Origin of the sequence: Microcoleus sp. S1D4, from assembly GCF_036700765.1 — a bacterium.
Lineage (GTDB): Bacteria > Cyanobacteriota > Cyanobacteriia > Cyanobacteriales > Microcoleaceae > Microcoleus.
Genome location: NZ_JAUBPP010000012.1, coordinates 40,055 through 66,606, shown reverse-complemented (window position 1 = coordinate 66,606; position 26,552 = coordinate 40,055). Strand labels below are relative to the sequence as shown.

23 protein-coding genes are annotated in these 26,552 nt (G+C 43.3%); 5 read left to right on the top strand and 18 right to left on the bottom strand.

Going from position 1 to position 26,552, the window contains the following annotated elements; all coding sequences use genetic code 11:
- The first annotated feature begins 121 nt into the window (after positions 1–121).
- Positions 122–1,081, top strand: a complete 960-nt coding sequence (locus QT998_RS14490) for a DUF362 domain-containing protein (RefSeq protein WP_333115107.1) — start codon at positions 122–124, stop codon at positions 1,079–1,081.
- Between the two features lie 1,433 nt (positions 1,082–2,514).
- Positions 2,515–3,723, top strand: a complete 1,209-nt coding sequence (locus QT998_RS14485; protein ID WP_333115108.1) for a glycosyltransferase — start codon at positions 2,515–2,517, stop codon at positions 3,721–3,723.
- 270 nt (positions 3,724–3,993) lie between these two features.
- Here the strand turns inward: QT998_RS14485 and QT998_RS14480 are convergent, their stop codons facing one another.
- The 14 genes from QT998_RS14480 to QT998_RS14415 all read right to left on the bottom strand — a co-directional run bounded on the left by QT998_RS14480 (position 3,994) and on the right by QT998_RS14415 (position 18,405).
- A complete protein-coding gene (locus tag QT998_RS14480) occupies positions 3,994–4,266 on the bottom strand; it encodes a hypothetical protein (protein ID WP_333088275.1) in 273 nt (90 codons plus the stop codon).
- On the bottom strand, positions 4,236–4,463 hold the full coding sequence (locus QT998_RS14475) for a hypothetical protein (RefSeq protein WP_333088277.1): 228 nt from the start codon (positions 4,461–4,463) through the stop codon (positions 4,236–4,238). The genes QT998_RS14480 and QT998_RS14475 overlap by 31 nt, the downstream gene beginning before the upstream one ends.
- A 9-nt stretch (positions 4,464–4,472) precedes the next feature.
- Entirely contained in the window at positions 4,473–4,634 is a 162-nt protein-coding gene (locus QT998_RS14470; RefSeq protein WP_333088279.1) for a hypothetical protein, read from the bottom strand.
- A gap of 316 nt (positions 4,635–4,950) precedes the next feature.
- The gene (locus tag QT998_RS14465) at positions 4,951–5,793 is read right to left on the bottom strand and encodes a WecB/TagA/CpsF family glycosyltransferase (RefSeq protein ID WP_333088281.1); all 843 of its coding nucleotides are present in this window, start codon (positions 5,791–5,793) and stop codon (positions 4,951–4,953) included.
- A gap of 197 nt (positions 5,794–5,990) precedes the next feature.
- The gene (locus QT998_RS14460; protein WP_333115109.1) at positions 5,991–7,061 is read right to left on the bottom strand and encodes an NAD-dependent epimerase/dehydratase family protein; all 1,071 of its coding nucleotides are present in this window, start codon (positions 7,059–7,061) and stop codon (positions 5,991–5,993) included.
- Between the two features lie 66 nt (positions 7,062–7,127).
- Complete coding sequence (locus QT998_RS14455; protein WP_333088285.1) at positions 7,128–8,357, bottom strand: glycosyltransferase family 4 protein; 1,230 nt, start codon at positions 8,355–8,357, stop codon at positions 7,128–7,130.
- Complete coding sequence (locus QT998_RS14450; protein ID WP_333115110.1) at positions 8,357–9,517, bottom strand: glycosyltransferase family 4 protein; 1,161 nt, start codon at positions 9,515–9,517, stop codon at positions 8,357–8,359. The genes QT998_RS14455 and QT998_RS14450 overlap by 1 nt, the downstream gene beginning before the upstream one ends.
- 1 nt (position 9,518) lies before the next feature.
- Positions 9,519–10,427 carry a glycosyltransferase family 2 protein gene (locus QT998_RS14445; protein WP_333115111.1) on the bottom strand — a complete coding sequence of 303 codons (909 nt, stop codon included), beginning with the start codon at positions 10,425–10,427 and terminating at the stop codon, positions 9,519–9,521.
- A gap of 289 nt (positions 10,428–10,716) precedes the next feature.
- Positions 10,717–11,970: a glycosyltransferase family 4 protein gene (locus QT998_RS14440; RefSeq protein ID WP_333115112.1), complete on the bottom strand. Its 1,254-nt coding sequence runs from the start codon at positions 11,968–11,970 to the stop codon at positions 10,717–10,719.
- A 34-nt stretch (positions 11,971–12,004) separates the two neighbouring features.
- Positions 12,005–12,937: a glycosyltransferase family 2 protein gene (locus QT998_RS14435; RefSeq protein WP_333115113.1), complete on the bottom strand. Its 933-nt coding sequence runs from the start codon at positions 12,935–12,937 to the stop codon at positions 12,005–12,007.
- 119 nt (positions 12,938–13,056) lie between these two features.
- Positions 13,057–14,118: a hypothetical protein gene (locus tag QT998_RS14430; protein ID WP_333115114.1), complete on the bottom strand. Its 1,062-nt coding sequence runs from the start codon at positions 14,116–14,118 to the stop codon at positions 13,057–13,059.
- Positions 14,119–14,331: 213 nt separating this feature from the next.
- A complete protein-coding gene (locus tag QT998_RS14425) occupies positions 14,332–15,531 on the bottom strand; it encodes a hypothetical protein (RefSeq protein WP_333115115.1) in 1,200 nt (399 codons plus the stop codon).
- On the bottom strand, positions 15,528–16,865 hold the full coding sequence (locus QT998_RS14420) for a flippase (RefSeq protein WP_333115116.1): 1,338 nt from the start codon (positions 16,863–16,865) through the stop codon (positions 15,528–15,530). The genes QT998_RS14425 and QT998_RS14420 overlap by 4 nt, the downstream gene beginning before the upstream one ends.
- A 133-nt stretch (positions 16,866–16,998) precedes the next feature.
- Positions 16,999–18,405: an O-antigen ligase family protein gene (locus QT998_RS14415; RefSeq protein ID WP_333218062.1), complete on the bottom strand. Its 1,407-nt coding sequence runs from the start codon at positions 18,403–18,405 to the stop codon at positions 16,999–17,001.
- A gap of 218 nt (positions 18,406–18,623) precedes the next feature.
- Here QT998_RS14415 and QT998_RS14410 point away from each other — a divergent pair, with 218 nt between their 5' ends.
- From QT998_RS14410 to QT998_RS14400, 3 genes are all read left to right on the top strand, one after another.
- On the top strand, positions 18,624–20,096 hold the full coding sequence (locus QT998_RS14410; protein ID WP_333115118.1) for a polysaccharide biosynthesis/export family protein: 1,473 nt from the start codon (positions 18,624–18,626) through the stop codon (positions 20,094–20,096).
- Between the two features lie 139 nt (positions 20,097–20,235).
- Complete coding sequence (locus QT998_RS14405) at positions 20,236–22,578, top strand: GumC family protein (protein ID WP_333088310.1); 2,343 nt, start codon at positions 20,236–20,238, stop codon at positions 22,576–22,578.
- 327 nt (positions 22,579–22,905) lie between these two features.
- Positions 22,906–23,271: a response regulator transcription factor gene (locus QT998_RS14400; RefSeq protein WP_039886668.1), complete on the top strand. Its 366-nt coding sequence runs from the start codon at positions 22,906–22,908 to the stop codon at positions 23,269–23,271.
- A 64-nt stretch (positions 23,272–23,335) separates the two neighbouring features.
- Here the strand turns inward: QT998_RS14400 and QT998_RS14395 are convergent, their stop codons facing one another.
- From QT998_RS14395 to QT998_RS14380, 4 genes are all read right to left on the bottom strand, one after another.
- The gene (locus QT998_RS14395; protein WP_194009488.1) at positions 23,336–23,833 is read right to left on the bottom strand and encodes a hypothetical protein; all 498 of its coding nucleotides are present in this window, start codon (positions 23,831–23,833) and stop codon (positions 23,336–23,338) included.
- Positions 23,834–24,132: 299 nt separating this feature from the next.
- Positions 24,133–24,405, bottom strand: a complete 273-nt coding sequence (locus QT998_RS14390) for a response regulator (RefSeq protein ID WP_333088312.1) — start codon at positions 24,403–24,405, stop codon at positions 24,133–24,135.
- The gene (locus tag QT998_RS14385; RefSeq protein WP_333088315.1) at positions 24,389–24,745 is read right to left on the bottom strand and encodes an ATP-binding protein; all 357 of its coding nucleotides are present in this window, start codon (positions 24,743–24,745) and stop codon (positions 24,389–24,391) included. Before QT998_RS14385 ends, QT998_RS14390 begins: the two co-directional genes overlap by 17 nt.
- A 575-nt stretch (positions 24,746–25,320) precedes the next feature.
- On the bottom strand, positions 25,321–26,526 hold the full coding sequence (locus QT998_RS14380) for a 4-hydroxy-3-methylbut-2-enyl diphosphate reductase (RefSeq protein WP_333088318.1): 1,206 nt from the start codon (positions 26,524–26,526) through the stop codon (positions 25,321–25,323).
- Positions 26,527–26,552 lie beyond the last annotated feature (26 nt).

Sequence of the window (26,552 nt, the reverse complement as noted above, 5' to 3'; positions counted from 1 at the left end):
TCACGAAGCGAAAACATATCAATAATCCATTCCTCCTCCCAATGCCCAATGCCCTGTTTGGCCAATGCCCAATGCCCTGCGCGGGCCAATTCCCAATTCCCAATTCCCCCCATTACCCATTATGTCTACTGTTAGTTTAATTAAGGCCAATTCATACGATCGCCAAATCCTGCAAACATCTGTAGAAAATTTGCTCGCACCCCTGGGCGGAATGTCGGCTTTTGTCAAATCGGGCGATCGGGTTTTACTCAAACCCAATCTCCTCACCGGTTCTCGCCCCACCAAAGAATGCGTCACCCGGCCGGAATTGGTTTACTGCGTGGCGAAAATGGTCATAGAAGCTGGCGGAAAACCGTTTTTAGGTGACAGTCCGGCTTTTGGCAGCGCGATGGGCGTAGCCAAAGCCAACGGTTATTTGCCGCTGTTAGAAGAACTGAATGTGCCAGTAGTTGAGTTTCAAGGAAAACGCTACGAAACTGTCAGCGAAGATTTCAATCATCTGCGAATCTGCAAAGAAGCAATGGAAGCGGATGTAGTGATTAATTTGCCCAAACTCAAATCTCACGTACAATTAACCGTGACAATGGGCGTGAAAAATTTGTTCGGCTGCGTCCCCGGCAAAATGAAGGCTTGGTGGCACATGGAAGCTGGCAAAGATAGCGCCAGATTCGGTCAAATGCTGGTAGAAACAGCCAGGGCAATTAACCCAAATTTGACAATTTTGGATGGAATTATCGGTCACGAAGGTAACGGGCCAAGCGGTGGCGAACCTAAGTTTTTGGGGATTTTGGGCGCGTCGAGTGATGTGTTTGCGCTGGACAGAACTTTAGTGGAAATCATTAATGTCGATCCGGCGCTGGTTCCGACTGTAGCTGCGGCGATGAGATTGGGACTTTGCTCGAATTTAGAAGATCTCGATTTTCCGCTGTCGCACCCGGAAACTCTCAAGGTTTTGGATTGGAAATTGCCAGAAAGCATGATCCCGATCGACTTTGGTATGCCTCGCGTGATTAAGTCAGCGTTCAAACACCTTTATATCCGCTTCATTAAAGAACAGTTCAGCCCCAACACTTCGCACTAGCAAACAGAGAAAGCGCGGTAAGGTGCGCTGGGGGCGCACCCACAGAAAGTCTGGTGCCGTCCACTCTACATATCGCAGTGCGGCCAGATCAGGTATCAATCCCCCAATCCCCCAATCTAAAATCGACTGACTCCTCACCTTTTTGAGACAGACTATAAGTCAGTCCTACCTTTTTATTGTTTGTTTAATTGTGAACAAATGCAACATTATTATAAATAATGTGAATGCTATTGGTGTTACACAAATTTATATAAATCTTTCATAAAGTTTTGGAATAAATCTTGATTTTTTAAATGATTGGTCTCGTTGCCTTCTAGAATGGCGATTCCCTACCCTTCACCGAACCCCTATCACGCACTTCTAGCGTTCAACACTTGTGTCAAATTCTATCGGTAAGACGGAAATTACGCACTATATATATAGGGCTGACCAGAATTTATGGCATCTGTCCTGTATTATTGCTAAGTCAGAGCTAACTTCAACCTAATTATGTAGCCTCCGGCTGAAGCACCTCACGGTGTTAGAATAACGTGTAAAACCATCATTTTTTGCCTTTTGGACTATAAGTTGAAGGATCTTATAAATCTACGACAGAAGTATAAATATCTAATGTCGCAGTTAGTTTGACAAAAATCAAGCCTAAAACAGCAATAACTTGTTACTTAAGTGGTTAATTGTAAAAATTCGATAAAGTTAGCAAAAACCTCTTGACAGTTATAAGTAATTTCTCGGATAATAAATTCACATAAAGACGGGCTCGGTTTGAAGTTTAAATATCAAATTCGGTTCTGATAAACCTTTTGACTGGTGTGACGTTCCAGAAACATTAAACATATCCAATAATTCTTGTAGACCTGGTATCCGGCCTGCTGTTTACAGTTTTTTTAGGATGCGCCTATTGTTAATGACACAGACAACGGAAGGCCAGAACGCAATAGATCGATCGAACTAGATTTGAAATCAGTCACCCCAGCAATCCAAAGTGATAAGAAGTATCCTATTGCTTCTTTACGTTACTTTCCCATGCGCTGTTCTGACTGTGTGTTATATTTCGAGGCAACAGCCCATCGAGTCTTTAGTGAATTTATCAGTACGTAGAATTAGCTTTTTTAGGAATTAAGTTGAGGCTCCTAAAGCTGAGAGATATCAATCCGCTATCTTAAGAACTTTCAACTTCAATAACAGCAAGGCAAGCTTTGAGTTTCGCAACCGGATCAACGAGTAGAAACTCTAATTTTCTCACTTTCATTTTTTAATTGTCTAGCTTCATGTCGAGGTGGAAAACTACCTGCGATATGTCATTGCTAAAATCTCGGTGCAAGGAAGCAATCTTACAGTTTTACATAGCTTTTATCTAGCGCTATCCGAGCAATTACAAGCATTAATGCAGACAAACGATCAAAATAAAACTCCATACAAAAGAAGGTACATCCATGTTTTCAAACAACAATTTGACTATTTTACAACCCCTATCAGCGAAACTCTTGCCAGATGGCAAAGTTTTACTCACCCGCAAGCTGGACGAAGCCGTTGTCGAATTAACCAAGTATTGGGATGGTTCGATTACAGTGATGATGGAAGAGACCCAAACAGGTAACAATAATCTCGATTGCAAAGTTTTCGATATCGATAAACTACCATTCAAATTAGAAGTGATTTCCTTCGATCTAATCACGCCTGCTTTGTTGCACAAACACAATACTTCTCTGGTATTGGCAGTGCCGGGATACCGACAAAACCATATCAGCAATATTTGCAACTTAGCTGGAGTGCCATGTATTTACGTTTCTGAATATACTCTGAAAACTCGCAAACAAATTGCGAGCGTGAATACCAAAAACCCGATTGTACGCTTGCGGAGAATGGCTTGGGAAAAAAATCAAGAAATTCAGCAGCGGGCGGCGATCGCAACTGCGGATGGTTTGCAGTGCAACGGTACTCCTACCTATAAAGACTACTTGAACCTCAATCGCAATTCGATGCTTTTCTTTGACACGCGGATTAGCGAGGATATGCTAGCAACTGACAGGGATATTGAAATGCGGACTCACAACCGCTCTGAAGATATGCCTCTGCGGCTGCTTTTCTCTGGCCGCCTGATTAAAATGAAGGGAGCCGATCATTTACTGAATGTTGCTCTAGAACTTAAGAAACGGGGAGCAAATTTTGAAATGTTCATTAGCGGTGCTGGCGACTTAGAAAAGATGATGCACGACACCATAGCAGCCCATCAACTTCAGAATTGCGTGAAAATGCTTGGTGTCCCGGACTTTAAGACCGAGTTTTTCCCCTTTGTTAAGGACAATATCGATTTGTTTGTGTGCTGTCACCGGCAGGGCGACCCCTCGTGTACTTATTTAGAAACAATGTCTTGCGGAGTGCCGATTGTGGGCTACTCGAATGAAGCATTCGAGGGAATTTCAGAAATGTCTGAAACGGGATGGATGGTACTGATGGATAAACCTAAACTGATGGCGCAGAAAATTATTCAACTCAGCTACAACCGAGAAGTCATCAAAGCTATGTCTTTTAAGTCGCTGAGGTTTGCTGAAAAGCACACATTTGAGAAAACTTTTAAAGCTCGTGCAGAACATATGCAGCGGGTTGCTGATAAGTCAATGTCGATGAGAAAAGCTGCCTGAAGAAAACTGTGGGTTCGAGATTTGATGTCGTGTCTGATCTATTGACCGCAATGAGTAGGGCTCGTAGTGCGGACTTAACTCCACTCCTAGGCCCTGGAGTCAAGTCTGCACTACGAACTGTTTTTGTTATGCTAATCGACCGGACATGATTTGATGTTGTGTCTGGCGATTTGATTGGAATTAAGCCTACATTCAGAAGAAATAGTTCTGATTTATTCATCAAAAATAGGACAGTCTTCCTCACTACAAACCTATCTAATTTTTTATTTTTTAGGGCAGCCAGCGGGGGAGGCATCCTTTTAGACGCAGTTCTTGAGGTGAGGGATAATTATTAGAGGCCGGTACATTTTTGAATTTTAAAAGTATTAGAGTTGAAAGGGCGATCGCACTTGGGCAATCAGTTCTCAAATCTCCTGCGACAGGTTCCGATTTCTGGGCCACTACGCGGTCTAACAGCAATTCTATCCCGTCGGGCGACAGGCTCATTTTTGTCTCCACTTGGTCGGGCAAAACTAACAGCGGTTGTACTGCAAATGTCTGCAAATCAATTGCTTCAAGGTGAATTGTTCGGAAAAATCTTTCCCAGGCTTCCGTCTGGTTAAAAAGTAGTAAAGCTGAGGAGTTCTGGGGTCAAACTGACAGTCGATCAATTCTCCGGCGGTGCGGATTAGTTCTTTTTGCAATTCCTGATTTGTTACTAAAAAAATTGACTGTGTAAAATCGCTGTTGTACTTCAGCATTGCCGATTCTCAGCCGTCGGGTGTGAAGCTGAATACTCTCCGAAATGATGGCATGAAGTCTAAAGGTTTTACGTTTGGTGTCAAGGATAAAATGGCGATGCTGTCTGCTTGGGGATTGGCTAAAGTTGCGCTGTCTGGGGCGATCGCAAATTCTCCGGTCGCACGACTCAAAAGTAGCTGCGGAATCCGGGAAGTTTCCAGCCCCAACAACGACAAACCAATGTCTTCTGCATTGCCCCTCTTGGCGCGCTAAATCGCGATCGTTTTTGAGGTGCTGGCATTATAGACAATTCAAATATATAATGCCGATGCCATCGGAAACAACATTACAAAGCAAGCCCAACAAAATTTATAGAAAACAACCCATTAATTCTAGATTTAAATCGTCACAATTTTTAAGTCGAAAGTCAAAATAATTAATTATTATTTCTAGGTTTGGCTTTTGGCTTTTTATTTGTGAAAATCAACAATTTACAACAGAAGAAATTCAACCATACAAAACTTCTTCCACAGGCGGCGTGGCATCTTTGGGGTCGAATTTTTTGATTTTCAAAGCTTGCAGTAAAAACAGCGAAATATAAAGCGGATTCAACAATACATACCGCTTCCAGAGACGCCTGGGCTCCTTAATCATCCGAAACAGCCATTCCAAACCTATCTTAGATAAAAACTCAGGAGCTTTAGCCAAATTACCCGCGTGAAAATCGTAAGCTGCACCTACAGCAATCAGCGGCATTGATAAGTCATCACGGTATTCGTAAGCCCAGACTTCTTGTCGCGGACACCCCAAACCGACAAAAGTAATTGCTGCACCGCTGTTGCGAATTTTCTGGGCAATTTCCTGTTTTTCTTGCGGCGAAACCTGCTTAAATTTAGAAGGCTGAGTTCCAGCAATAATTAACTTGGGATAACGCTGGCAGAGATTGCGAGATAAAGCTTCCAGTACAGAAGCTTGAGAGCCGTACAAATAGATAGATAATCCTTCTTCGGCGGCGCGCTCGCAGATTTTCAACATTGCATTTGGCCCACAAACTCGATCGGGCAATTCCGTATTGTAGAGCAAATTTAACGCCCATCTGACCGGCTGTCCGTCTGGCAATACTAAATCAATGTGATTGATCCGATAGCGGTGAGTGCTGTCAAGCACCCCAGTCATTACCCCGTGAACCGCTAGAGCCGAAACTGACAGTGGTTTTCCGGCGTTGGCTGCCGCAATAATTGTGCTGACAGCCGCTTCATAATTAACGGCATTTACTAATATGCCGAGTACATTTTTTTTTCCTAAATCGATATTGGAAGACCTCTCTAAGCCAACGACACTTACATTCATAAATATCCTCTAAAATTTGTTTAACTTTGTTTTCAATTCTTTATACCTCTTGCACAAATATTCGATCTGTTAACCGCAGATTTTAAGTGGATAAACACTAATCGACGCAGATAATTTGATCTTATCTGCGATTGAGTGCAAGAGGTCTTTTACAAAAATTGCCAGCACATCCTTTTTGTACCCGTTCAATCCTGCGATCACTCTTTCAGCCAGCGTTCGCGGTTACATTCATAAATCTCCTGTAGGATTTGTTTAACGTTATATTTCATTTGCCAGTCAGGATAGTGACTGGAAAATTTTGAATTATCGCTAATCCACCAAATGTGATCGCCAATGCGATTTCCTTCAGCATAAGTCCAATTAAATGTACGTTCCGCAATTTCCTCGCACATCTGGATGGCTTCTAACATCGAACAATTGCTGTATCTGCCTCCTCCTGTATTATAAACTTGGGCGCTTCTGGGAGCTTTATAAAATTCATAAAATGCCGAAATTAAATCTGCGCTGTGAATGTTATCGCGGACTTGTTTGCCTTTGTAGCCAAACACTGTGTAGGGAGTTCCCGTCACGGCGCACTTCATCAAGTAGGCGAGGAAGCCGTGCAGTTGAGCTCCAGAGTGATTTGGTCCCGTCAGGCAGCCGCCGCGAAAACAAGCGGTGTTCATCTGAAAATATCGACCGTATTCTTGCACTAAAATATCAGCGGCTACCTTAGAAGCACCAAACAAACTGTGCAGGCATTGGTCGATAGACATATCCTCCCGAATGCCGTTTTCGTAAGTGTGACCTGCTTCTATTTCCCATCGATGATCTAATTCAACTAAAGGCAATTTGTTGGGGGTATCGCCGTATACTTTATTAGTAGATGTAAAAATGAAAACAGCTTTAGGACAGTACAAGCGAGTTACTTCTAGAAGATTGAGAGTGCCGTTGGCATTGACGGTAAAATCTATTTTCGGAGCACGGGAAGCCCAATCATGGCTGGGTTGGGCTGCTGTGTGAATTACTAATTCGATCGACTCGCCGTACCGCTGAAAGATATTGGTAATCGCTTCATAGTCGCGAATGTCCACATCTAAGTGATAATACTTGGTACCCAAAGATTTTTCGAGTTGTTGGCGGTTCCAGTTGGTAGAACCATCGGCACCAAAAAAGAACTGGCGCATATTATTGTCGATGCCAACTATGTCTAAGCCTTGTTTGGCAAAGAACTTACAAGCCTCCGAGCCAATTAATCCCGCCGAGCCAGTAATGATTGCAACGCTCACGTTTCACTCTCCTCACAAATCTTGTTTAATTTTTTGGCGCTAGAATACATCCGAATATATCAGAAGTTATCCAATTTTTTCTTTGATTAGATCTTCGCACAATTCGGCAAAGAATTTACCTTTGACATCCCAATCATAAATTTCCCTGACGCGCTTTTGACCAGCTAGACCCAAGCGCGATCGCAAGTTGGGATCGCTCGCCAAACACACTATAGCTTCTGCTAGACTTTTCACAGCGCGATCGGGATCGGTAGCAGCGACTTTAATGCCTGTTTGGGCAGTCACTTGAGTAGCCGGGCCACCCAAATCCAAACAAATTGTCGGACGGCCAACCCCCATCATTTCAGTGCATACAAAACCGCCAGAGTCATGCAAACTCGGATGGAGGAGAACGTGAGACTCACCCATTTTTAAAAGGGTTTCACTTCGAGATAGAGCACCCCAAAAATGTACTTTATTTCCCAGTCCCAATTCTGTTGCCAAAGCTTCTAAACGCTCTTTTTCCGGGCCGTCTCCGACAATCCAATATTCCGAGTTTTCCAGCTTCGCCTCTGCAAATGCACGGAGTCCCAAGTGCACTCCTTTCCAGTGTAATAGACGGCCGACACTGATGAATCTAATTGGTAGCTCCGGGGGGGGTGGAGATTTTTCTAGTTGTTGAATTTCCTGCTGCGATAAACCGACTTGCGAGAAAATTCTCACGTTTTTTGCTTGGAGAAATCGCAGTCTTGCCGCTGTTTCTTCTGTAGTTGCCAGCGCCACCGCACTGCGGCGCGCCGTCAGCCCCACAAACGGATCGCGTTCTCCTACACTTTGAGCCAATGCTCGCAGGGTTTCGTAAATTTTGCCCCGGCGGCTAAAATCTTCCCAAAAAGGCTTTGGTGCTGCTTCTGCACCCCCCACAGGCCCCCAAATAAAAGGATGCGGCAACAGTGCTAGGAAACTTGGAGACCAATGTTTGACATAAGTTACGTGCTGTACTATGTCAAAACCAATTTCGCGATCGAGCTTTCGACCTATAAAATAAGCCCAGATTTGCCACAAATAATAGTGAAGTTGCAGCAATCCTTGTTTTCCCTTCCAATCTTCACTCCACCCAAACGGATCGAAATAAACAAAGTGCAGGTTGGGTACAGGATTTTTTTCTAGTTCTGCTTCGATGTACGATCGACAAAATGTCCGAGTGAATACCCAAGTTTCGTGATACTTAGCAGATTGGATAACTGTATTCCATCCCACTCCCTCTTCGGAACCCAGATTGGGTTCGCAAGCAAAGGCAGATAATAAAATTTTCATCAACTTTTCCCCAATACTAGCGAAGTCACATCGGCTATTAATTTCGCAGCATTTTCTGGTGTATGTTCAGCGATCAATTGCTGAGATTTTTGGCCCATAATTACTAACTTTTCGGGGCAATCAATCAAGTTCCGCATCGCATTTGCCATACCTTCCGAATCATAGGGATCAAAAATATAACCATTTTCACCTTCAACGATCATTTCGCAAGCCCCAGCCCATTTTGAACACAAAACCGGCTTACCAAATGCCATCGCTTCTAGCACCACCATTCCCCAAGTATCTTCTAACGTAGGAAAAACAAACGCATCAGCTTCTAGAAAATAAGATCCCAAGTATCCGTATTCTATCCACCCTGTCCAAACAATTTGTTTTTCTAAATCCCATTCTTTTGTAAGTGCTTCTAGTTCCGATCGCTGTTCCCCATCTCCAACGATAATGACTGTGTAATTCGAGTATCCCTGGCTTTGCAAAATTGTGCAAGCTTCTAACAGATTCTTAATCCCTTTGCGAGAAATTACTTGACCCACGCACAGAAAAATTGGGTGGGGGAATGACAAAGAGATAGAATTATTATTGTCTATTTTTTCTACCAAAGCTTTAGCATCAGGAACCATGTAAGGTTGAGCAAATATCTTACTTTCGGCTGCCCCAATCACTTCAACCAAATATTCTTTACCTCGGCGACTATTAGAAACAAAGGTATCCGCAAATTTACCCATCCATCGTCGAATCGTCGATCGCACCTTAGAATCTCGAAAGTCTACATTCGGGGAACTACTTTCATAAACTAAAACCAGTCGCCATTTCCCTATAGGCTTAAAAATTATAGCTACCAATGTCCAGATCGAAAATCCACTAGCAAAAATGACCTGGGGCTTGAATTTTAAAAGAGGAAAAATAATCGCAGGAGTAGCTTTAATATAACCACGACTGTACCCCATTTCTATCTTTTGGGTGGCGATGAATTGTGTATCTCCCACAACTTCGACGACTTCTGTACCAGCAGCTTCCGGATCGTAGCGAGGCCAAAGGCGACCTGTATAAAAAATCGTGTTCGGAATTAGTTTTTTGAGCTCATGTAAAACCGGTGGCCAATAGGCCCCAAACTCTGCAGAAGGAACGAGCCAAGCGATGCGAACTTCATTTTTGTCAACCATCCTATTCACCTTGAGTTTTGTTTTTAGTCAATCCCAGTTTACTCAACACTGAGAGCAAAACTAACCTGCGATAAGGTAGCAGCCAATAAATTGGCCACAACAACCCACCATGCCGTTGAGCAAATACTTTCCACTCTTGAGCTGGTTGCAGGGTAGCATCTTTGAATGATAAACCTTTCGGTTTACTCATTTTATCTAATCCTTCGCTTAAATTCTCAGCAGCCATTTTGGTAACTTGGGGGTTGAGGGAACAAGTACCTAAATAGCCCGGAGCAATCCAAACTGTACATCCTTTCTGTCTGGCTCGTAAACCATAATCCCAATCACCAATATAATGGACAAAAGCCGGATCGAGGTTGCCGACTATTTGCACAACACTGCGGGGAATTAATACGCAGTTTCCGTGCATAGTATCGCACATTTGAGGATCTTCTGTTGGTTCTAGGATCCCATATCGAAATGGGTGCAAAGGGTTATTTCGCACCACACCGCCGTATGTTGTTTGACCAGTTTCTGGATCGCAGGTTGAACCGCCAATGATTGCTTTGGTTTCTCCTTTTTCTGATAATTTTTGAGCGGTTTCTAGCAAAACACTTATTGTTTTTGAATAAATAATAGTGTCATCATTTAACCACAGGTAGTAGTCGGGATCGTGTTTCATTGCTTCGCTGAAAGCCCCGCGCATTCCCCCATTCCAAAATAGGTTCCCATCTCCAGAAAAAATCTTGACTTGAGGATAAGTTTGCTGTACTGCTTCGGCTGTGCCATCAGTGCTGCCGTCATCTACCAGATAAGTATTGAGTGCAACTTCACTTGTTAATATTTGCTTAAAGAGCGACTCTAGAGTGGCCAAAGTCTTTAACTTGCGGTTATGGCAAGTCATCAGGACTGCTATACTCATCTGCTCCATCTATATTTGAAGATTTGGCTATTGGTGAAAAATTAGTAGAAAACTGCTCTCTGACCATCGACAATGCCGATCGACTTCGAGTGCTATCCAATTATTAACTTAATCTGTCGCAACTATCAAGATATTTACTCGATCGCTGATTTTTTGATTTTTCCAGATTTCCCCAGACAATAATTTACTAATAAATTATTGTATAAATCAACACGTCGCCTCTCCGAAAATATACTAATAAACACCTCAAAAATGGCATAATCAATACCAGAGAAGTTCTGCGTTTAATTAGTTTCACTTACTTAGCAGTATATAAAACTTCTTCATACAGTTTTTGGTACTCGCGAGCTTGCACTTCTAAGGTAAACTTTGCTTCAACTTTCTCTCGTGCATTGCGACAAAGCTTTTGGTGTCGCTCTGAATCTTCTAGCACCCAAGCAATCCCTCGCGCTAAATCCTCTGTTTCATAAGGTTTAGCTAAATATCCATTGGAGCAGTGATCTATCAGATCTGGCATTCCCCCGATCTTGAATCCGACGCTGGGGATACCGCAGGCTGAGGCTTCCATCACCGTGTTCGGCAAATTATCATAAATAGAAGGGGCGACGAAGACATCTGCTGCTGCATAAACTATTGCTAAGGAAATATCATCAGCAAATTTACCTAAGTAATGTGCCTTAAAACCTAGTTCAATCGGGTTGGACGGCTCTGAAGAGCCAAAAACTAGCAACTCTATACGATCGCTCCAGCCCGATTTACTGAGGCTTTGCAAAGCCGATACTAGCAGATTAAATCCTTTCCAGCGATCGCCCGTTCCGCTCGCACAGCCAAAAAGTACAATTTGTTTATCTTGAGGTAAATTCAGAATTTCTCGCACCCACTCGCGGTTTATCGGCTTGTACTTTTGAGTATTGATGCCGTAAGGAATTACCTCAACTCGATAATCTTTCAACAAAGAACTAGAACTAGCGCATTTAGCCAACCAAACACTAGGGCTAACCAGAGTTAGGTTAAGATTTTTCCAAGCTTTAGCTTTCCGCTCCCACACCCACCGCGACAGATCCGAATCTTTGCTGCTGTGAAGTTGCGGACAGCTACCGCAAGATTGAGCGTAGCGATCGCAATCTTCACTGTAGTGACATCCACCTGTAAAAGGCCACATATCGTGCAGCGTCCAGACTAAGGGTTGATTAAACCTCGGAATACTCTCTACTTGTAAATAACCCCCACAAACCCAGTGTAAATTAATAATATCAGGCTTAATTTGGGAAATTTGGACATCTAGAGAATCTGGCAACCATTCTGTAGAAAAAATAACAGGCCTTCTCTCAGGGTAAAGTCGCAATGGCGAGTTATATAAAGTTGAAATAATCTTGTCCAACTTATTTGTAATACTATTCTGTGACGAAATTACACTTGAATCGCCGCTTTTCTTATTTTTCACCAGCATTTGCGAAGACACGCCAATCCCCTGCAAACCTTGGTGCAGCCTGTAAGCTGCCCTGGCTGCACCGCCTTCAGTATCAGAACTATTGAGAAGTACAACCTTCATTTCCCCTGCCTCTCCTCTAGATTGATAGCTAATTTTACCTGATTTGTTTCAAAAGTTTACTGACTTTTTTTTGCACCTTCCTTAACAACGGCGGATCGTAATCATATAAAGTATTTTCAGTAAAATTATCTGCTTGTCTATCCCGAATTGCAAAGGGCGGGTGTTTCATTGGAAATGTTATAGCTTCTACAGGCATATTACTGTAAGGACTGTTCACATCCTCCGTATTAGTTCCCTCTACACCATGTCCGATATTAGAAACTAAATTGACATTGGCAAGAATATTCGTACCATTTTGAATAAAGCTAGCAAATGTCCACTGATAAGCCCAACTCTGTAATTTCCCTTCATAACAAAGCTGAAAAATATTTGTCCAGACTTTGACAGAATTAGTGTTTCCCAGTACATCCATCAAAAAATTCCCATCACGAATTTCGGGCCACAGCTTCATATCTAAATCATAGTGCTGCCAAGCTCGCCTCCAACTCGCCCAGGTCCAGCAGTGATTGTAGCGAGAAAAGTAGTAACTATAATCAGTTCTTCTCCGCCCAAACTGAACATTTTGACCAGAGATTGACAGAATTCGCTGGTCGTCTCGGTAGCGATCGAGCAATTCTTCAGCGAAGCGGAAAAATGTAGGATGAGGGAGACAGTCATCCTCAAGAATAATTGCCTCTTCAACCGTATCAAACACCCAATTCATACCGCTAGAAACTCGCAGCCGACAACCGAGATTTACGTCTGCGTAATTCTTCAAAACTTCGCAGTCCCAATCTACTTGGTCAATAATAGCTCTAGCGGCAGCACATTCTCGATCTTCTCCAGGCCTATCTGGACGCGGGCCGTCAGCAACTACTAGCAATTTCGGGGGTTTTGCCTGACGAATTGCCTCAAAAACCGTTTGTGTTTCTTGAGGGCGTTTAAAGATAATCAAGACAATTGGGGTTTTTACTTGCCAGTCATACATTTATTTTCCTACTCTTATGTCTTTAATGATTACTTAGGTCTTCTTCATCATCAAGTTTGGAAAACTTGATCTTTGAACGATATATATATTGGAAACCACAATTTTTTTTGGGTAAAATATCATCGCTTTATGATATTTTTAACCTGAGATAGTCTCCTTTTTATGCCGAATTTTTTCTCTTCTAAAGTATCAACAATTATTTTAGAAATATTAGGTTTTGGTATCCCTAGATATCCGGCCGCATATTTCATAAACTCCTCTCCCACTGGCAAAGTCCAAAACAAGGATTTGGGATTAGATACTTGTAGGAAAAGTCTCTTAATTCCCCTAGTTTTTTCTGCGGGCAGATGCCAAACATCAAGCTGAAAATTTGATTTACTTGCCGTGTAAAATTGCGCTGATGTCCATATCCGTTCAAGATAAGGGTTTGCCGTTCCCGGTGCATACCCTTGCTTGTTATAAATATAGGTTAACATCTGCTCCTCTGTATTAAATTTTGATTTGCCTTGTGCAAACCTTTCTAAAGAAATATTCCAAATCAAGTCAATTTCTTCAGATAATTTTTTAATATTCTCTCCTGTTCCTCCAATAAATTCCGCTCCAAAATAAGGAGGAGCCTGCTCACTATTGTACCCTAGTTCAGAGTAAATTTTTTGCATTTCTGCTCTAGTCAAACCATTAATCGCTTGATCTTCTGGGTAAAAGCGCTCGTAAGTAGCTATCCCATTTTTTTTGATTGCTTCTATCATTCTATCTACCGAATTAACCCACACGCAATCAGAATCTAGCGACATACATATATCGTTCGAGTCCGAGTTGTTTTTGAGGTATTTAACAATATTGAATTTGAAATATGTACTTCTGAAAGCGTGGAAGTATTCTAGCGGATGCTTATAGGTGAAAGGTAAATGAGCCACCTTCACACCGATGTTGGCAAAAAATTCTTCCATGTTGAAGTTGCCTAGATTGGGTAATTTTTCTGCATTGGTACACAAGATATGATTGGCACTAGGATTATTTCTCACACTCGTAGCAAAAAATACTACAACGCACTGCCAGTAAATTGATTGGAACTGGCCTGATGAAGATTTGATATTTAATCCTTGAGGATAAATACTCTCTTCACCTTCTCGATCGCAGCACATTCCAGTGAGTATATACACAGAACCTCTGTTTTTCATTGGATTTTTCCATAAATTTTATATAATGATAACTTCAAACTTGAGTTCCCGGTGGTATTTGGATGTTAAATTTACAAGATTTAACCATACTCCCGACAGTCGGGATTCAAGTGTTATGGCGATATTGTTGAGTGACTGAATCAGACTTGCCACTTCAACCTGACCCATGCCACAGTCTATTTGATGGTTATAGGTCAGTTTTTCTTCACAATTTCAATTAACAACATCAACCATCATTTGAGATTGAAACTTAGACCACTTCAGAACCATCACAGCCGCTATGAATGCCAGTGTATCATTTTTAGTCTGATATGGCAAAAATCTATAGCGATAAGCAGCCATCCTGGGATTGCTTTCTTGGTATAGAACATCTTGGGCAAAGTTCCCCCACCGCTCATCTATCAAATCAATTGTCATGCCAGCATGACCAGAAGGCAGTAGCATATTAGAGCCATGAAGACCAATTACTAAGCGGCTTTCTGAATAAACACGGCATATTTCTTTTTCATTTTTTTCATTGAAACTATCGACCCTGTAATCTTCAATCCATTCGGGGAACTTAGTTGTTGTGCCCAGACCAGCCACAGCAAATTTTGCTTCTGGTACTTGCAACCTTATTTTCTCAAAGCACTGGTGAATTTTCACATTTTGCAATGCCAGTGCGATTTCTCCTTGATTCAGCTTTCTCAGACCTCGGCAAAGCAAACGGTTAACTAACAGGCGATCTTCCCGCCAAATAAAAGTAATTTTTATTTCCTCTTTCTCAAAGTTGTGTTTGGGTACTCCACTAAACCGCGTGATGTCAAACCGACTTGGATGAGAATAACCTTCACTGACGTAAATTTCTTCAAAGCGTTTAGTTTCTTTCTCAACAAACTCAGCGAAGCTGGGATAGTAATTTTGACCATTTTGTAAAGAAATAGGCACTGTCCAGACTTCAGCAACTCCATCCGGAACCATCCACCTTAAAAACTTAGGCACTATCACCACTAATCCACACTCAGGATTGTCGTCTAAGTGCCTTGGTGCATTTAGCAACTTTAACAGGGAGTGACCATAAAGATGATCGATACAGTTTAAAATGATTACTCGCTTGCAGGGCTTAAAAATTTCTTTTGCAATCTCAAGTTTTTCGGATCGAGGATTTTGGAGTGAGTTGAGTAACGCTTTCCCCAACCAATCCTTTGCGAAAGCATTCTCCGCAAAAACTGCTGCTTTCCTTAAATCGACTTGCAGGGAGTTTATGACTCCATGACCTACTTTGAGCTCGTCGATGATTTCGCTGCCGCATCCGCCACACTTAGAATCTATAACAATATGAATTCCCTGCCACAAAAGACTTTTGGGATTAAGTTCTGTTCCGCAATAGGGGCAATTCGATCGCTGTTGGATGTTGGGTTTAATTTCAATCACTGTATTAATCCTTTGATTCTACGAGCTGCCTCGTATAAGTTGAGAGAGCGCCAGATAAATCTTCCAAAAGGCCGCAATTCCTTAATCAAGAAATTGACTAATATAATCATGTAAAAATAAGTTATTAAAGTAGCCACAGTTGCTCCAAAAGCTCCATACTTAGGAATTAGTAGCAAGTTTAATCCCACATTGAAAAGAGATCCAACCACAGTCAAGTAAAAACTGTAGCGCAACTGACCTTCTATGGTAAAGTAGGTGTTCCGCGCCAACCCAAAGTTACTGCCAAATTGCGCCCAAACATAGAGTGTCAAAACTGCTGCTGATTTCGCGTAGTTATCACCGTAAAGCAGATGCACTATTAAGGGAGAAAGCAATGAAATCGGGATTGCTACTCCCAACCAAAAAAACATCATGATATCCGAGTAAATTTGAAATTTATTTAGATATTCTTGATAATTATTATGTCTCAAATTCGCTAATCTGGGAAAAATAGAGCTAGATAGTATCATGGGCAAGAAATCGCAGATTTCTGAAATTTTAACAGCCGCAGCATAATACCCCAGTTCAGCATTTTTATTCATAGAACCGAGCATAATCTGATCGGTTTTCGAGTACACATAAACTGCCACTCCTGACAAAATTATAGGCCAACTCTCCAAGATCAATTCCTTGCTCCGCTCCCAACTGAATTGCCAATGCTTAATTTTATTGCCAGTAAGCTGATAAAAATATACATAAGCCATTCCTACCATTGCCACCTCTACCAATCGAATGCAGGCGAAGGCAAGTAGCGGAGCCTTAAATGTTACCAACCCAATTCTGACAGCGGCGACTAAAAAAGATACCGAATTCTTCGCCAACACTGTATATTTTGACTGGACTTGGGACTGAAACCAAAAATTTATGGCCTCAAAAGAATTAAAAATAGTTCCTGCCGCGATGATTCCCACTAGCCAGCGAGTCAGGCTGTCATTGGGCTTAAGTAGGGAAATCACGGTGACAGTTAACACCAGAGTAATCAGACCACCAATAAATTGCAGTCCGAAGGAAGTTCCTAGGGTCTCATTTTTGCATTCAGGGTTGCGAGCGATATCGCGGATGACGATTCTGCCCAACCCCATTGAGGCCACCGCACTAAACAGAGACACAAAGGCAACGGCGTAGTTGAGCAAGCCAAATTCAGCCGGCCCCAGATACCGAGCTACCCAAAGACCAACCACCAGACCCATAACCATCTGCAAGATTTGGTCTGTGAATAGCCAAGCTATGTTGCTTAGTACCTGGCGCAGACCAGGCCCAAGCTTTTGACTGACCGCAGTTAACTTATCGAGCATCAGAAGATTTTAAGTGTTGATAAAATATAAAGGCGGTTGTGGAAGGCTGGGCTATCCTGCAGAATAAGACTCGTTAGATGATACTATTATAGCACAGCTTGGCACATCTGCGATACGCGCAAGGAACCTTACTTCAGTGGACAGTGCGAGCTACAGAACGCCTTTGAGGGTTGCTGCTACTGTTGGAAGTGTTACTAGCATTATCTAGGGCAAGTCGAACTGTCAACATTACATAACTCAGCCAAGCATTTCCGCTTCCCAAAATATAACCTTCTGTGATGTTGCTCATAATAAGATAAACCAGAAAACAAATAGGCATTCCCGCTTCTTCCAGCGTGCTACGACTCAAATACCGGATGGCATAAACCAAATTTAGCAGCAGGGAAATCATCATTAAGATTAATCCAGGCCAACCAAAGGCTAACAATATCCCGATCGGACCATTGTGAGGATTTTTTGGTTGAAATCCATTAGTAGTATAAATAAAATAAGCAGGAGTAGCGGGGCCTAACTTATCTTGTTGAAAAAAGCCATCGTATCCGTAGCCAAACCAGGGGCGCTGGTTGGCCGCATCAATTAACTGCGGCCAGAATTCGGTTCGCCCAGTTAGAGTCAAGTCCTTGCCTAACCCACCTACCACAATATCCTCTAGGTTGTCTAGTACAAAAACCGTCATAATTATGCTGACCACCAGGAAACATATAATCGCAGTAAATGCCCACTGAAAACTTAATTTTTTTAGAAAACTTAGCGAGGAAACAGCAATGATTAATATGATAGTAATAACTAGAGCAGCTCCCGACTTATTAGCTCTCACCAGGTAAAAAGAAAAGAATATCATTGCCAAAGAAATCCAGCGTTCTTTCCGAGTTTTAGCTCCTTGAGAATAATGCAAATACCAAAATGCCGTAGATAAAGCTAGGACTCCACCGAGGGAATTTTTAGATTGCGTCAGACCTACAAAGTCGCCTGCTCCCGGTGGTTTAATTATAAAACTTCCCAAACCCAGTGCCGTGTATCCCCACCGCCAAAAATGAGATAGATCCTCCCATTTATATTGGGCTGCTAAGTAAAATCCGAAAGCCGTAAATGCTGAAAAAGCTAGACCAGATCTTAGTGTTTGTTCAGGAAATATAGACCACAATGTAGACAGTGATGGCATTAATATATAAGATAGAAAAAAAGGATTCATAATCAATACTTTGGAAAAATAATCGATAAAATTGCTACAAAATATTTTAATCCTAGATAATAAAATAAATAATACCCACGGGTAAAAAAAATAAGGTATAAAACTTAAATAACCGCCTTTTGTGTCTTGCAAATTAATAAGATGCAAATAATTAAAGGGAACTTGTATCAAATAGGGAGAGATGAAAATATAAAAAATAGCAAAGGTTTTTTCAAAAACTAAACCTATTTTTTTACGGCTGGCTAATTGAAACAAGAACAACGTCACGATCGCGAATATAGCAATCAAAATTAATGTCAATGAAGAACTTCCTAAGATCAGCCCTTTCAGCATATTAGCTTTAGACACGGGTTCAGTCATAATTGCTTTCCTTTATCAAAAAATAGGTCAAGTTATCTATATCTAAAATATAGCGCTCAACCCGAAACCACGCTAACAAAAAAATTAGTCATCAAGCAAAAATACAGCATCCGATTTTTGGGCGATCGCTTAAAATAATCAGCTTTTGGCCCAGCACTAAAAAGGCTAAACTTATATAAATCATAGTGAATAAAATTAGGTGCCCTATGGTTAACACCCATTTTCCAAGACAGATCGCCCCGTCGGTTGTGGGTTTGGTCTTGTTTGCTTCCACAGTCATCGCTGACCCCAGAAGCACCCCGGCACAAGTGCCCATCCCGCTAGGCGCTGACCAAGCCCCGACCGTTGCGCCCATCAGGAGAAACCCCGAAAGCTATAAACTCGGTGGTGGCGATCGCATCCAAGTAGAAATACTCGAAGTACCCGAACTCAGCCGTGGCTACGAAGTTCTTTCCGACGGTTCAGTCAACCTGCCCCTGATCGGCTTGGTCTCAATCCGCGGCCGCACCTTAGTAGAAGCCACCAACATCATCCGCAACGCCTACCGCCGCGTCCTCAAAGATCCCATAGTCACAGTCAGCCTCGTCGCCGCCCGCCCCCTCAACGTCGGTGTCATCGGAGAAGTCACCCGGCCCGGAAACTTCACCATTACCCTAACTCCTGGCCCGGGAGCCTCGCCGAGTGTCCAGTACCCTACCGTCACCCAAGCGATCAGACTCGCAGAAGGCGTTACGGGTGTCGCCGACATCCGCAACATCCGCGTCCGCCGTCCCCAACGAGACGGCCCCGATCAAGTGCTCAACGTCAACCTGTGGAAATTTTTGCAAGAAGGAGACATCTCTCAAGACATCATTTTGCAAGACAGAGACACAATCGTGATTCCCACAGTCGCCAACTTCAACCAAGCAGAAGCTCGTCAATTTGCGATCGCCAACTTTTCGCCGCCGCCAGAAAAACCTCGATCGATCTCCATCGTTGGTCAAGTCACCAGGCCGGGGGCTTACGTCGTCATCGGTGGCAACACCACAAACGACCTCAGCCGCGAAGGTTTTCCCACCGTCATCCGGGCGATTCAGCTAGCTGGGGGCATCACCTCCGATGCCGACATCCGACAAATCCAAGTGCGGCGCGTCACCAGAAGAGGCGAACAAATTATCCCAGTCAACCTGTGGCAGTTCCTAGAGTCCGGCGACGGCACCCAAGATACAATCCTCCAGGAGGGAGACACGATCATCGTGCCCAAAGCTACGATCGTCAACCCTGCAGAAGCTGGCGTACTCGCGAGCACTAACTTTGCTCCCACCGGCATTAACGTTTTTGTAGTAGGAGAACTCAGAACATCCCTCGATCCCTTGAGGCTCCCAGCTAATGCCACACTGAATCAAGCTTTAGTTTCCAGAGGATTTTTTGGCTACGAGAATACCAGAGCTAGAAGGGATAAAGTTGAGCTAGTCCGCCTCAATCAGGACGGTACAGCTACTAAACGGACGATCGAAGTCAATTTAACTCAAGGAATTAACGAAGAAACCAATCCTCAACTTCGTAACAACGACATGATTATCGTATCTCGCAAGGGTCTCGTCAATTTTGTCGATCGCATGAACGCTGTAATCGGGCCTGTCGGGCCAGCTACGGGGGTGTTAAATTTTATAAACGTTCTCCGATTTTTATTCAGGTAAGAATGCGGCCGGCGGGTGAGGGGGATAATTCCTGGCAAAGGCTAGAATAAACTAAACAATAAGATTACCCAGCCGCGACCTGGCAGCTTCAAAAATATCAACCTCAAAAATATCAACCTCAAAAATACCCAGGCTGAATATGGATAACAGACAAGATTATCAACCCTTCACGCCCAAATCTAATGGCAAACTGCCTGACTTTTCGGATCAAAACTACAGAGATACCTTCGTTCAGGAAACAGAGGAAGAAAAGCTAGACTTGTCCTGGCTTGGAGGAGTCCTGCGCCGCCGCTTCCTGGTGATGGCGGCAGCCACCATTGCTTTGAGTACCATCGCAGGAATAGCAATCGTTGTCACTTCTAAAATCACAAAGATAGACTATGAAGGTTCTTTTTCCCTCTTAGTAGAACCAGCCACAGTTGAAGGTTTACAATCCAAACAATTAAACAATACTCTCGGTGCAGACTTAGCAAGAATTAATATAGAAGGAATTAGCTTATTAGACTACGAAACCCAAATTAGGATTTTACGCAGTCCCAAAATGATGGAGCCAGTGGTGAAGGAGTTGCGAACTTGGTATCCCAAAATGACCTACACCGAATTGACATTAAAAATGTCGATAGACCGTGTAAGCTACACGAAAGATGGCAAACAGCAAGGTACAAAGATTTTAAGAATTCGCTATAAAGATTCAGAGCCAAAGAAAATTTATGCCGTCTTGGATAAAATTTCTAAAGCTTATCTAGAATATAGCTTGCAGCAGCGTCTGACGGGTATCAATCAAGGCATTAAATTTATAGATATGGAGATGCCAAAGCTCCGAGAAAGAGTGGAAGTTCTGCAACTGCAAGTCCAAAGACTGAGGCAGCAAAGTAACTTGTTTGACCCCCAACTAGAGGGAAGATCTCTGTCAGAACAAGTTCAAAGCATTAGGGGCCAACAAGTAGGACTCCGAGTAGAACTAAAAGGGCTGCGTAACCTTTACCAAAGCTACGAACAATTACTTAAAGAAAATAATCCCCAGGGGTTGCTGGTGACCCAAGGACAAGCTTACGCTGGACTGTTAGGTCAAATTCAGAAGGTTGACTCAGATTTGTCATACAAATTAGCTCAGTACAGAGAAGACAGTTTGCCAGTTTTAGCACTACGCAAAAGTCGGGAACAACTGATTTTAACCGCGAATCAACAAGCAAGACAAGTGGTGATGGGAAATTTAGAGACCCAAATCAAAGCATTTGAAGCGCGCGATCGCGAAATGACTGCTTTGCAAAATGCTCTTAACCAAAAAATTAGAAATTTTTCAGTGACAACGCGGCAATACGACAATTTACAGCAGGAACTGCAAGTAGTTACTAAGAGTTTTTCAGACTTTTTGGCAAAACGAGAAGCTTTGCGGATTGATGCAGCTCAGCAGCAAATACCTTGGGTACTGATCAATCCTCCAGAAATTCCGCTAGACAAATTTGGCAAGTTTGTCACGGCTACCGTCAAACAAACCAAAAAACAGTTAGCGCTGGCGGTAATTTTAAGCAGTCTGCTGGGCATAGCAGTAGGGTTGCTAGTAGAGGTGCTAAATAATGTTTTCCACACTCCAGAATCGCTGAGAACAGCCACAAGATTGCCAGTGCTAGGGGTGATTCCGTTTACCAAAAAAGTTAAGCGGCGACAAACTGCCAGACCTAGGAAACTCACATCGGCTCGATCGCACTCGAAGTCAAAAGTCGAAGTTGTTCAACCTGTCGAAGTCACACCGACTGCTGCGATGCTGGGAGCCAAAAGCATTTTTAGCGAATTCGACTATCAATTTTTAGAAGCATTTCGATCGCTCTACACGAACATTCACTTGCTCAGTGCAGGTAGGACATTTCGATCGCTCTTAGTCGCCTCAGCAGCAGCCGGAGACGGCAAATCTACAGTAGCTTTGCACCTAGCCGCTATAGCAGCAGCCGTCGGACAGCGAGTATTGTTAGTAGATGCAGATTTGCGCTGCCCGCAAATGCACGCTAGGCTAGGACTGCCCAACCTGCGCGGCCTCGGCGATGCCATCTCCACAGATATCAGCCTCAACGACGCGATTGTGCGAGCGCCCAACCAAGAAAATTTGTTCGTCCTCACAGCAGGTCAAATTCCCTCCGATCCGATCAAGCTGCTTTCTTCCAAAAAAATGCAGTATCTGATGGAGCAATTTCAAGCATTTTTTGACTTAGTGATTTATGACAGCCCGCCACTATCAGGCTTAGCAGACGCCCACTTGATCGCGGCTCACACCGACGCTACGATTATGGTCGTGCAAATGGCCAAAACAGACCGATCGCAAGTTAGCAAAGTTTTAGAAGAATTAAAATTTTCTGGAGCTTCTGTCTTGGGAGTGGTGGCTAACGGCTGCAAAGACTCAAATCACAGCAACCGACAACGCCCGGTGGGTATAGAGACGCTCTACGATCAAAAGCTCTCGACTTTAGGTACACAAAATCAAAATTAGACAAATTTTGATCCTGGTGGCGGCGGCGCGCCGCCGTCCCTCGGTGGGAAACGCACAACCAAGCAGCACCTTGATTTTTTCACAAAGGTACTATTTGAGAAAGAAAATGATAGACTAACGGACATAGCCTCGCGTGTCAACCGAGATTGCGCGGATATTTGAGATTTCGCGATGATTCTTGAGAAAATGATTGGGAAATCAGCAAACGTGGGTAAACTACATCTAGCAGAGCGCAATCTCGATCGGCAACAGACACCTTTGAAGGCGAACGTTAATGCAAACGTTAATGTGAACGTTTCAACCCAGAAACTTGGTAGGGATTTTTCTATGAGTACAGTTATGGTTGTTGATGATAGCGTCACTCTGCGGGAGATGATCGCCGACTTGCTCAAAGGTAGGGGACTCAACGTCACAGTAGCTAGTGATGGCGTAGAAGCTCTAGAGCAAATCAAAGCCAACCGCCCGGATTTAGTTGTTCTGGATATCGTGATGCCCCGGATGAACGGCTACGAAGTCTGTCGCCGGCTCAAAAGCGACCCCAAAACTCAGAATTTGCCTGTGGTAATGTGTTCGAGCAAAAGCGAAGAGTTCGATCGCTACTGGGGAATGAAACAAGGAGCAGACGCTTACATTGCCAAACCATTTCACCCTCAAGAATTGGTGGGAACTATCAAGCAACTGCTGCGTGGTTGAAATTGAGGAATAGGGACAGAAAAAAATGTTTTGAGTGCTGCCGATTTCTGATCCCGCAGCCTCTCTAAACTACTCGATTGACAATAGTCCAAACATCCCCGTCCGATCGCACGTAGGGAACAGAAATACTTTTAAAACCCGTAATAAAAGGTTTGTAATAAACCTGCCAGTAACTGGGACTAATTTGGTCGGCGATGGCTTTAAGTTCTTTCACTTCAGCAGCCAGTTCCCCCGCCAGTTGGTTAATCCGTTCTGCGTGTCCGCGAGCGAGTTCTCTTCCCTCTTCAACTTGCTGCTCCATCGGACTGATTCTTTGCAAATTTACGGACTGCTGCTGTTTTTGATTCAGTTGAGCAGACAAAGCTGCGATCGCGTCATCTATCCCTTTGACTTCTGCCGAGACTTCTGCTGTTTCCCTCGCGTGACGGCGGTAAGCATCGGCGATGGCTTGAGGCGAATCACCTGCGGGGACAGCAGCGCCAATGCTGAGCTGCTGGCGTTCCCGGCGCAAAGCTTCGATTTGAGAGCAAATTGCCTCTATGTCTGTCTGAAGTTTGTCCACTTAATTACCGCGTGGTTTTTGGATATTTTAGAATATTAACACAAATTAATCAGTCGATCGCCATTTTATGACAGGTTCGTAGTGAGGGCTTTAGTCCTTTCCAAATGCGGACGGTCATCCTCACTACAAACCAACTTTATGACAGGTTCGTAGTGAGGACTTTAGTTTTTTCCAAATGCGGACGGTCGTCCTCACTACAAACCAACTTTATGACAGGTTCGTAGTGAGAACTTTAGTCCTTCCGAATGCGGACGGTCATCTCACTACCAACATAATTACTAATAATTAATTGGGTTGTTTTAATTGGCGATCGCTTGCAGCTTCAAACTGACAATCGTCTCCACCAAGACATCGAGTTGCACCGGTTTAGCCAGATGCCGATCGAAACCAGCTTTCAAAGCCATCGCGCGGTCTTCCTCCCTAGCATAAGCCGTCAGGGCGATCGCCCGTAATTTCCCTCCTTTTCCCCCAGCCAAACAGCGCAGCTTTTTCAGCAGCCAATAGCCGTCTTCCTCCGACATTCCAATATCGCTCACCACAACATCCGGCACAAACTCAGCAGCAGTCTCCAACGCCTCTGCTGCTGAGGATGCAGCCCTGACAGCCCCCGGAATCTGCCAAGACAAACCTCATAAATTCCCGCGAATCAACCTCGTCATCAACCACCAAAACCTTAACTCCCCGTAAATTACCAGCGCCCGCAAACACCTGTGCTTCCTCACAGGCGATCGAATTTATCTGAATCCAAGGAAGGCGGAAAGCAAAAGTCGAGCCGATATCCAGTCCCGGACTCTGGGCCCAAACCCTATCGCCGTGCAGTTCCACCAACTGTCGCACAATTGATATCCCCAGCCCCAAACCACTATAATTGGGAGTAATCGTAGCATCGGCTTGCCGGAAACACTCAAACACCTAGGGCATAAAATTCGCAGCAATCCCAATTCCCCTATCGGTAACAGCCAGCTCAACTTCCGAATCAACTCGCTTGATTCACGGCGCTGCAAGTAAATCTAAAATCGTCGCGCAAAAAAAGGAGTTTTTATCTATTGATTTAAGTTAAATTTTGTGGTATATTTTAAATAATAGAAGTGGAAAGTCTAATTTTAAAATTGCCACCACTTCCATTATTTAAAATATACTTTATAAATTCAAGTCTGTCAAGCTTTTTACTCAAAAAAAAGGCTATTTTTAAATCTTTTATTCAAAAAATATTGTTTAAAAGGGAAGAAATTGGTAGGAAGCGAACCGCAAATAAACGGAGATTTACGCGGATAATTTTTAGGGGTAATCCTAGGGTGCGTCGCTACCCTAAAAGTCGATTTTTTTAAGGATTTTTAATGACGGCGCACCCTAGGATTACTGCTGCACGACTTTTGATAAATGGTATGGCATCAAATCCGCTGGTATCGAAATTATAGTCTGGGAAGTAGACGATCGCACTGCACGGAGAAAATGATGATTTTGAGTGCAGTGTCCGAACCAGATAATTAGGCAATAACAGCGGCTTTCATTGTCAAAATGCGATCGATCGCATCCTCAACTACTTTATCTGGAGTCGAAGCGCCAGAAGTAACGCCCACCACAATATTACCATCAGGCAGCCAATTTTGGGTGACAATCAAATCTCCCCCTAAAGGCTTGTGTTCGATGCGATTTCCAGGTAAAATGCGCTCGGCAGAATCAATGTGATAAGAAGGAAGAGTTTTGTCGATCGCAATTTCCTGCAAGTGAGTAGTATTAGAAGAATTAAAACCGCCAATCACCAGCATCAAATCCAACTTTTCCTCGACCAAACTCAACATAGCATCCTGCCGTTCCTGAGTTGCATCGCAGATAGTATTAAAACTCAGAAAATGTTCATTAAGATTAGACGGCCCAAACTTTCGCAGCATCGTCTTTTCAAACAACTTACCAATATTCTCAGTTTCAGTTTTGAGCATAGTAGTTTGATTGGCAACCCCTACCCTCTCCAAATCTAAATCCGGGTCAAAACCAGCAGAATAAGCCTTGCTAAACTTAGCCAAAAACTCAGCACGATCGCCCCCGTGCAAGATATAATTGCTGACATATTCAGCTTCTGCCCAGTTCAAAACAATCAAATACTTATTAGCAAAAGAACTGGTAGCAACAGTTTCTTCGTGCTTGTACTGACCGTGAATAATCGAAGTATAATCTTTCTTCTTGTGCTTCTCAACAGTATTCCAAACCTTAGAAACCCAAGGACAAGTAGTATCAACAATCTTGCAGCCTTTATCATTAAGCAACTGCATTTCTTGAACACTAGCCCCAAAAGCCGGTAAAATTACCACATCGCCGCTACTGACAACCGAAAAATCTTTCTGTCCCTTTTCAACAGCAATAAAACCAACCTCCATATCGCGCAAATGCTGATTGACAGAAGGATTGTGAATAATCTCATTAGTAATCCAAATCCGTTGGGTGGGGAAATGCTGGCGAGCCTCATAAGCAATAGCCACAGCGCGTTCCACGCCCCAGCAAAAGCCAAAAGCCTCAGCCAGCCGGATGGTGACGCGACCGCGCTCAAGCCTGTAATTGTTGTCGCGAATTTGCTGGATCAGACTGCTTTGATAAGCAGTCTGCATCACGTCAGCTACCTCAGCTTCGTGTCCGAAACCCTTGCGGTGGTAGTTTTCAGACTGTTGGAGCGATCGTTTAAAAGCTTTAGTATCCATGCGGTATTGAGTTCAAATCTAGGTGA

Excerpts from the sequence above, each read along its gene's own strand:
- QT998_RS14490 (WP_333115107.1), top strand. The coding sequence starts at position 122 with ATGTCTACTGTTAGTTTAATTAAGGCCAATTCATACGATCGCCAAATC.
- QT998_RS14435 (WP_333115113.1), bottom strand. The coding sequence starts at position 12,937 with ATGTATGACTGGCAAGTAAAAACCCCAATTGTCTTGATTATCTTTAAA.
- QT998_RS14400 (WP_039886668.1), top strand. The coding sequence starts at position 22,906 with ATGAGTACAGTTATGGTTGTTGATGATAGCGTCACTCTGCGGGAGATG.
- QT998_RS14405 (WP_333088310.1), top strand. The coding sequence starts at position 20,236 with ATGGATAACAGACAAGATTATCAACCCTTCACGCCCAAATCTAATGGC.
- QT998_RS14445 (WP_333115111.1), bottom strand. The coding sequence starts at position 10,427 with ATGGAGCAGATGAGTATAGCAGTCCTGATGACTTGCCATAACCGCAAG.
- QT998_RS14410 (WP_333115118.1), top strand. The coding sequence starts at position 18,624 with ATGGTTAACACCCATTTTCCAAGACAGATCGCCCCGTCGGTTGTGGGT.
- QT998_RS14485 (WP_333115108.1), top strand. The coding sequence starts at position 2,515 with ATGTTTTCAAACAACAATTTGACTATTTTACAACCCCTATCAGCGAAA.
- QT998_RS14455 (WP_333088285.1), bottom strand. The coding sequence starts at position 8,357 with ATGAAAATTTTATTATCTGCCTTTGCTTGCGAACCCAATCTGGGTTCC.
- QT998_RS14475 (WP_333088277.1), bottom strand. The coding sequence starts at position 4,463 with ATGCTGAAGTACAACAGCGATTTTACACAGTCAATTTTTTTAGTAACA.
- QT998_RS14440 (WP_333115112.1), bottom strand. The coding sequence starts at position 11,970 with ATGAAGGTTGTACTTCTCAATAGTTCTGATACTGAAGGCGGTGCAGCC.
- QT998_RS14450 (WP_333115110.1), bottom strand. The coding sequence starts at position 9,517 with ATGGTTGACAAAAATGAAGTTCGCATCGCTTGGCTCGTTCCTTCTGCA.
- QT998_RS14465 (WP_333088281.1), bottom strand. The coding sequence starts at position 5,793 with ATGAATGTAAGTGTCGTTGGCTTAGAGAGGTCTTCCAATATCGATTTA.
- QT998_RS14420 (WP_333115116.1), bottom strand. The coding sequence starts at position 16,865 with ATGCTCGATAAGTTAACTGCGGTCAGTCAAAAGCTTGGGCCTGGTCTG.
- QT998_RS14380 (WP_333088318.1), bottom strand. The coding sequence starts at position 26,526 with ATGGATACTAAAGCTTTTAAACGATCGCTCCAACAGTCTGAAAACTAC.
- QT998_RS14430 (WP_333115114.1), bottom strand. The coding sequence starts at position 14,118 with ATGAAAAACAGAGGTTCTGTGTATATACTCACTGGAATGTGCTGCGAT.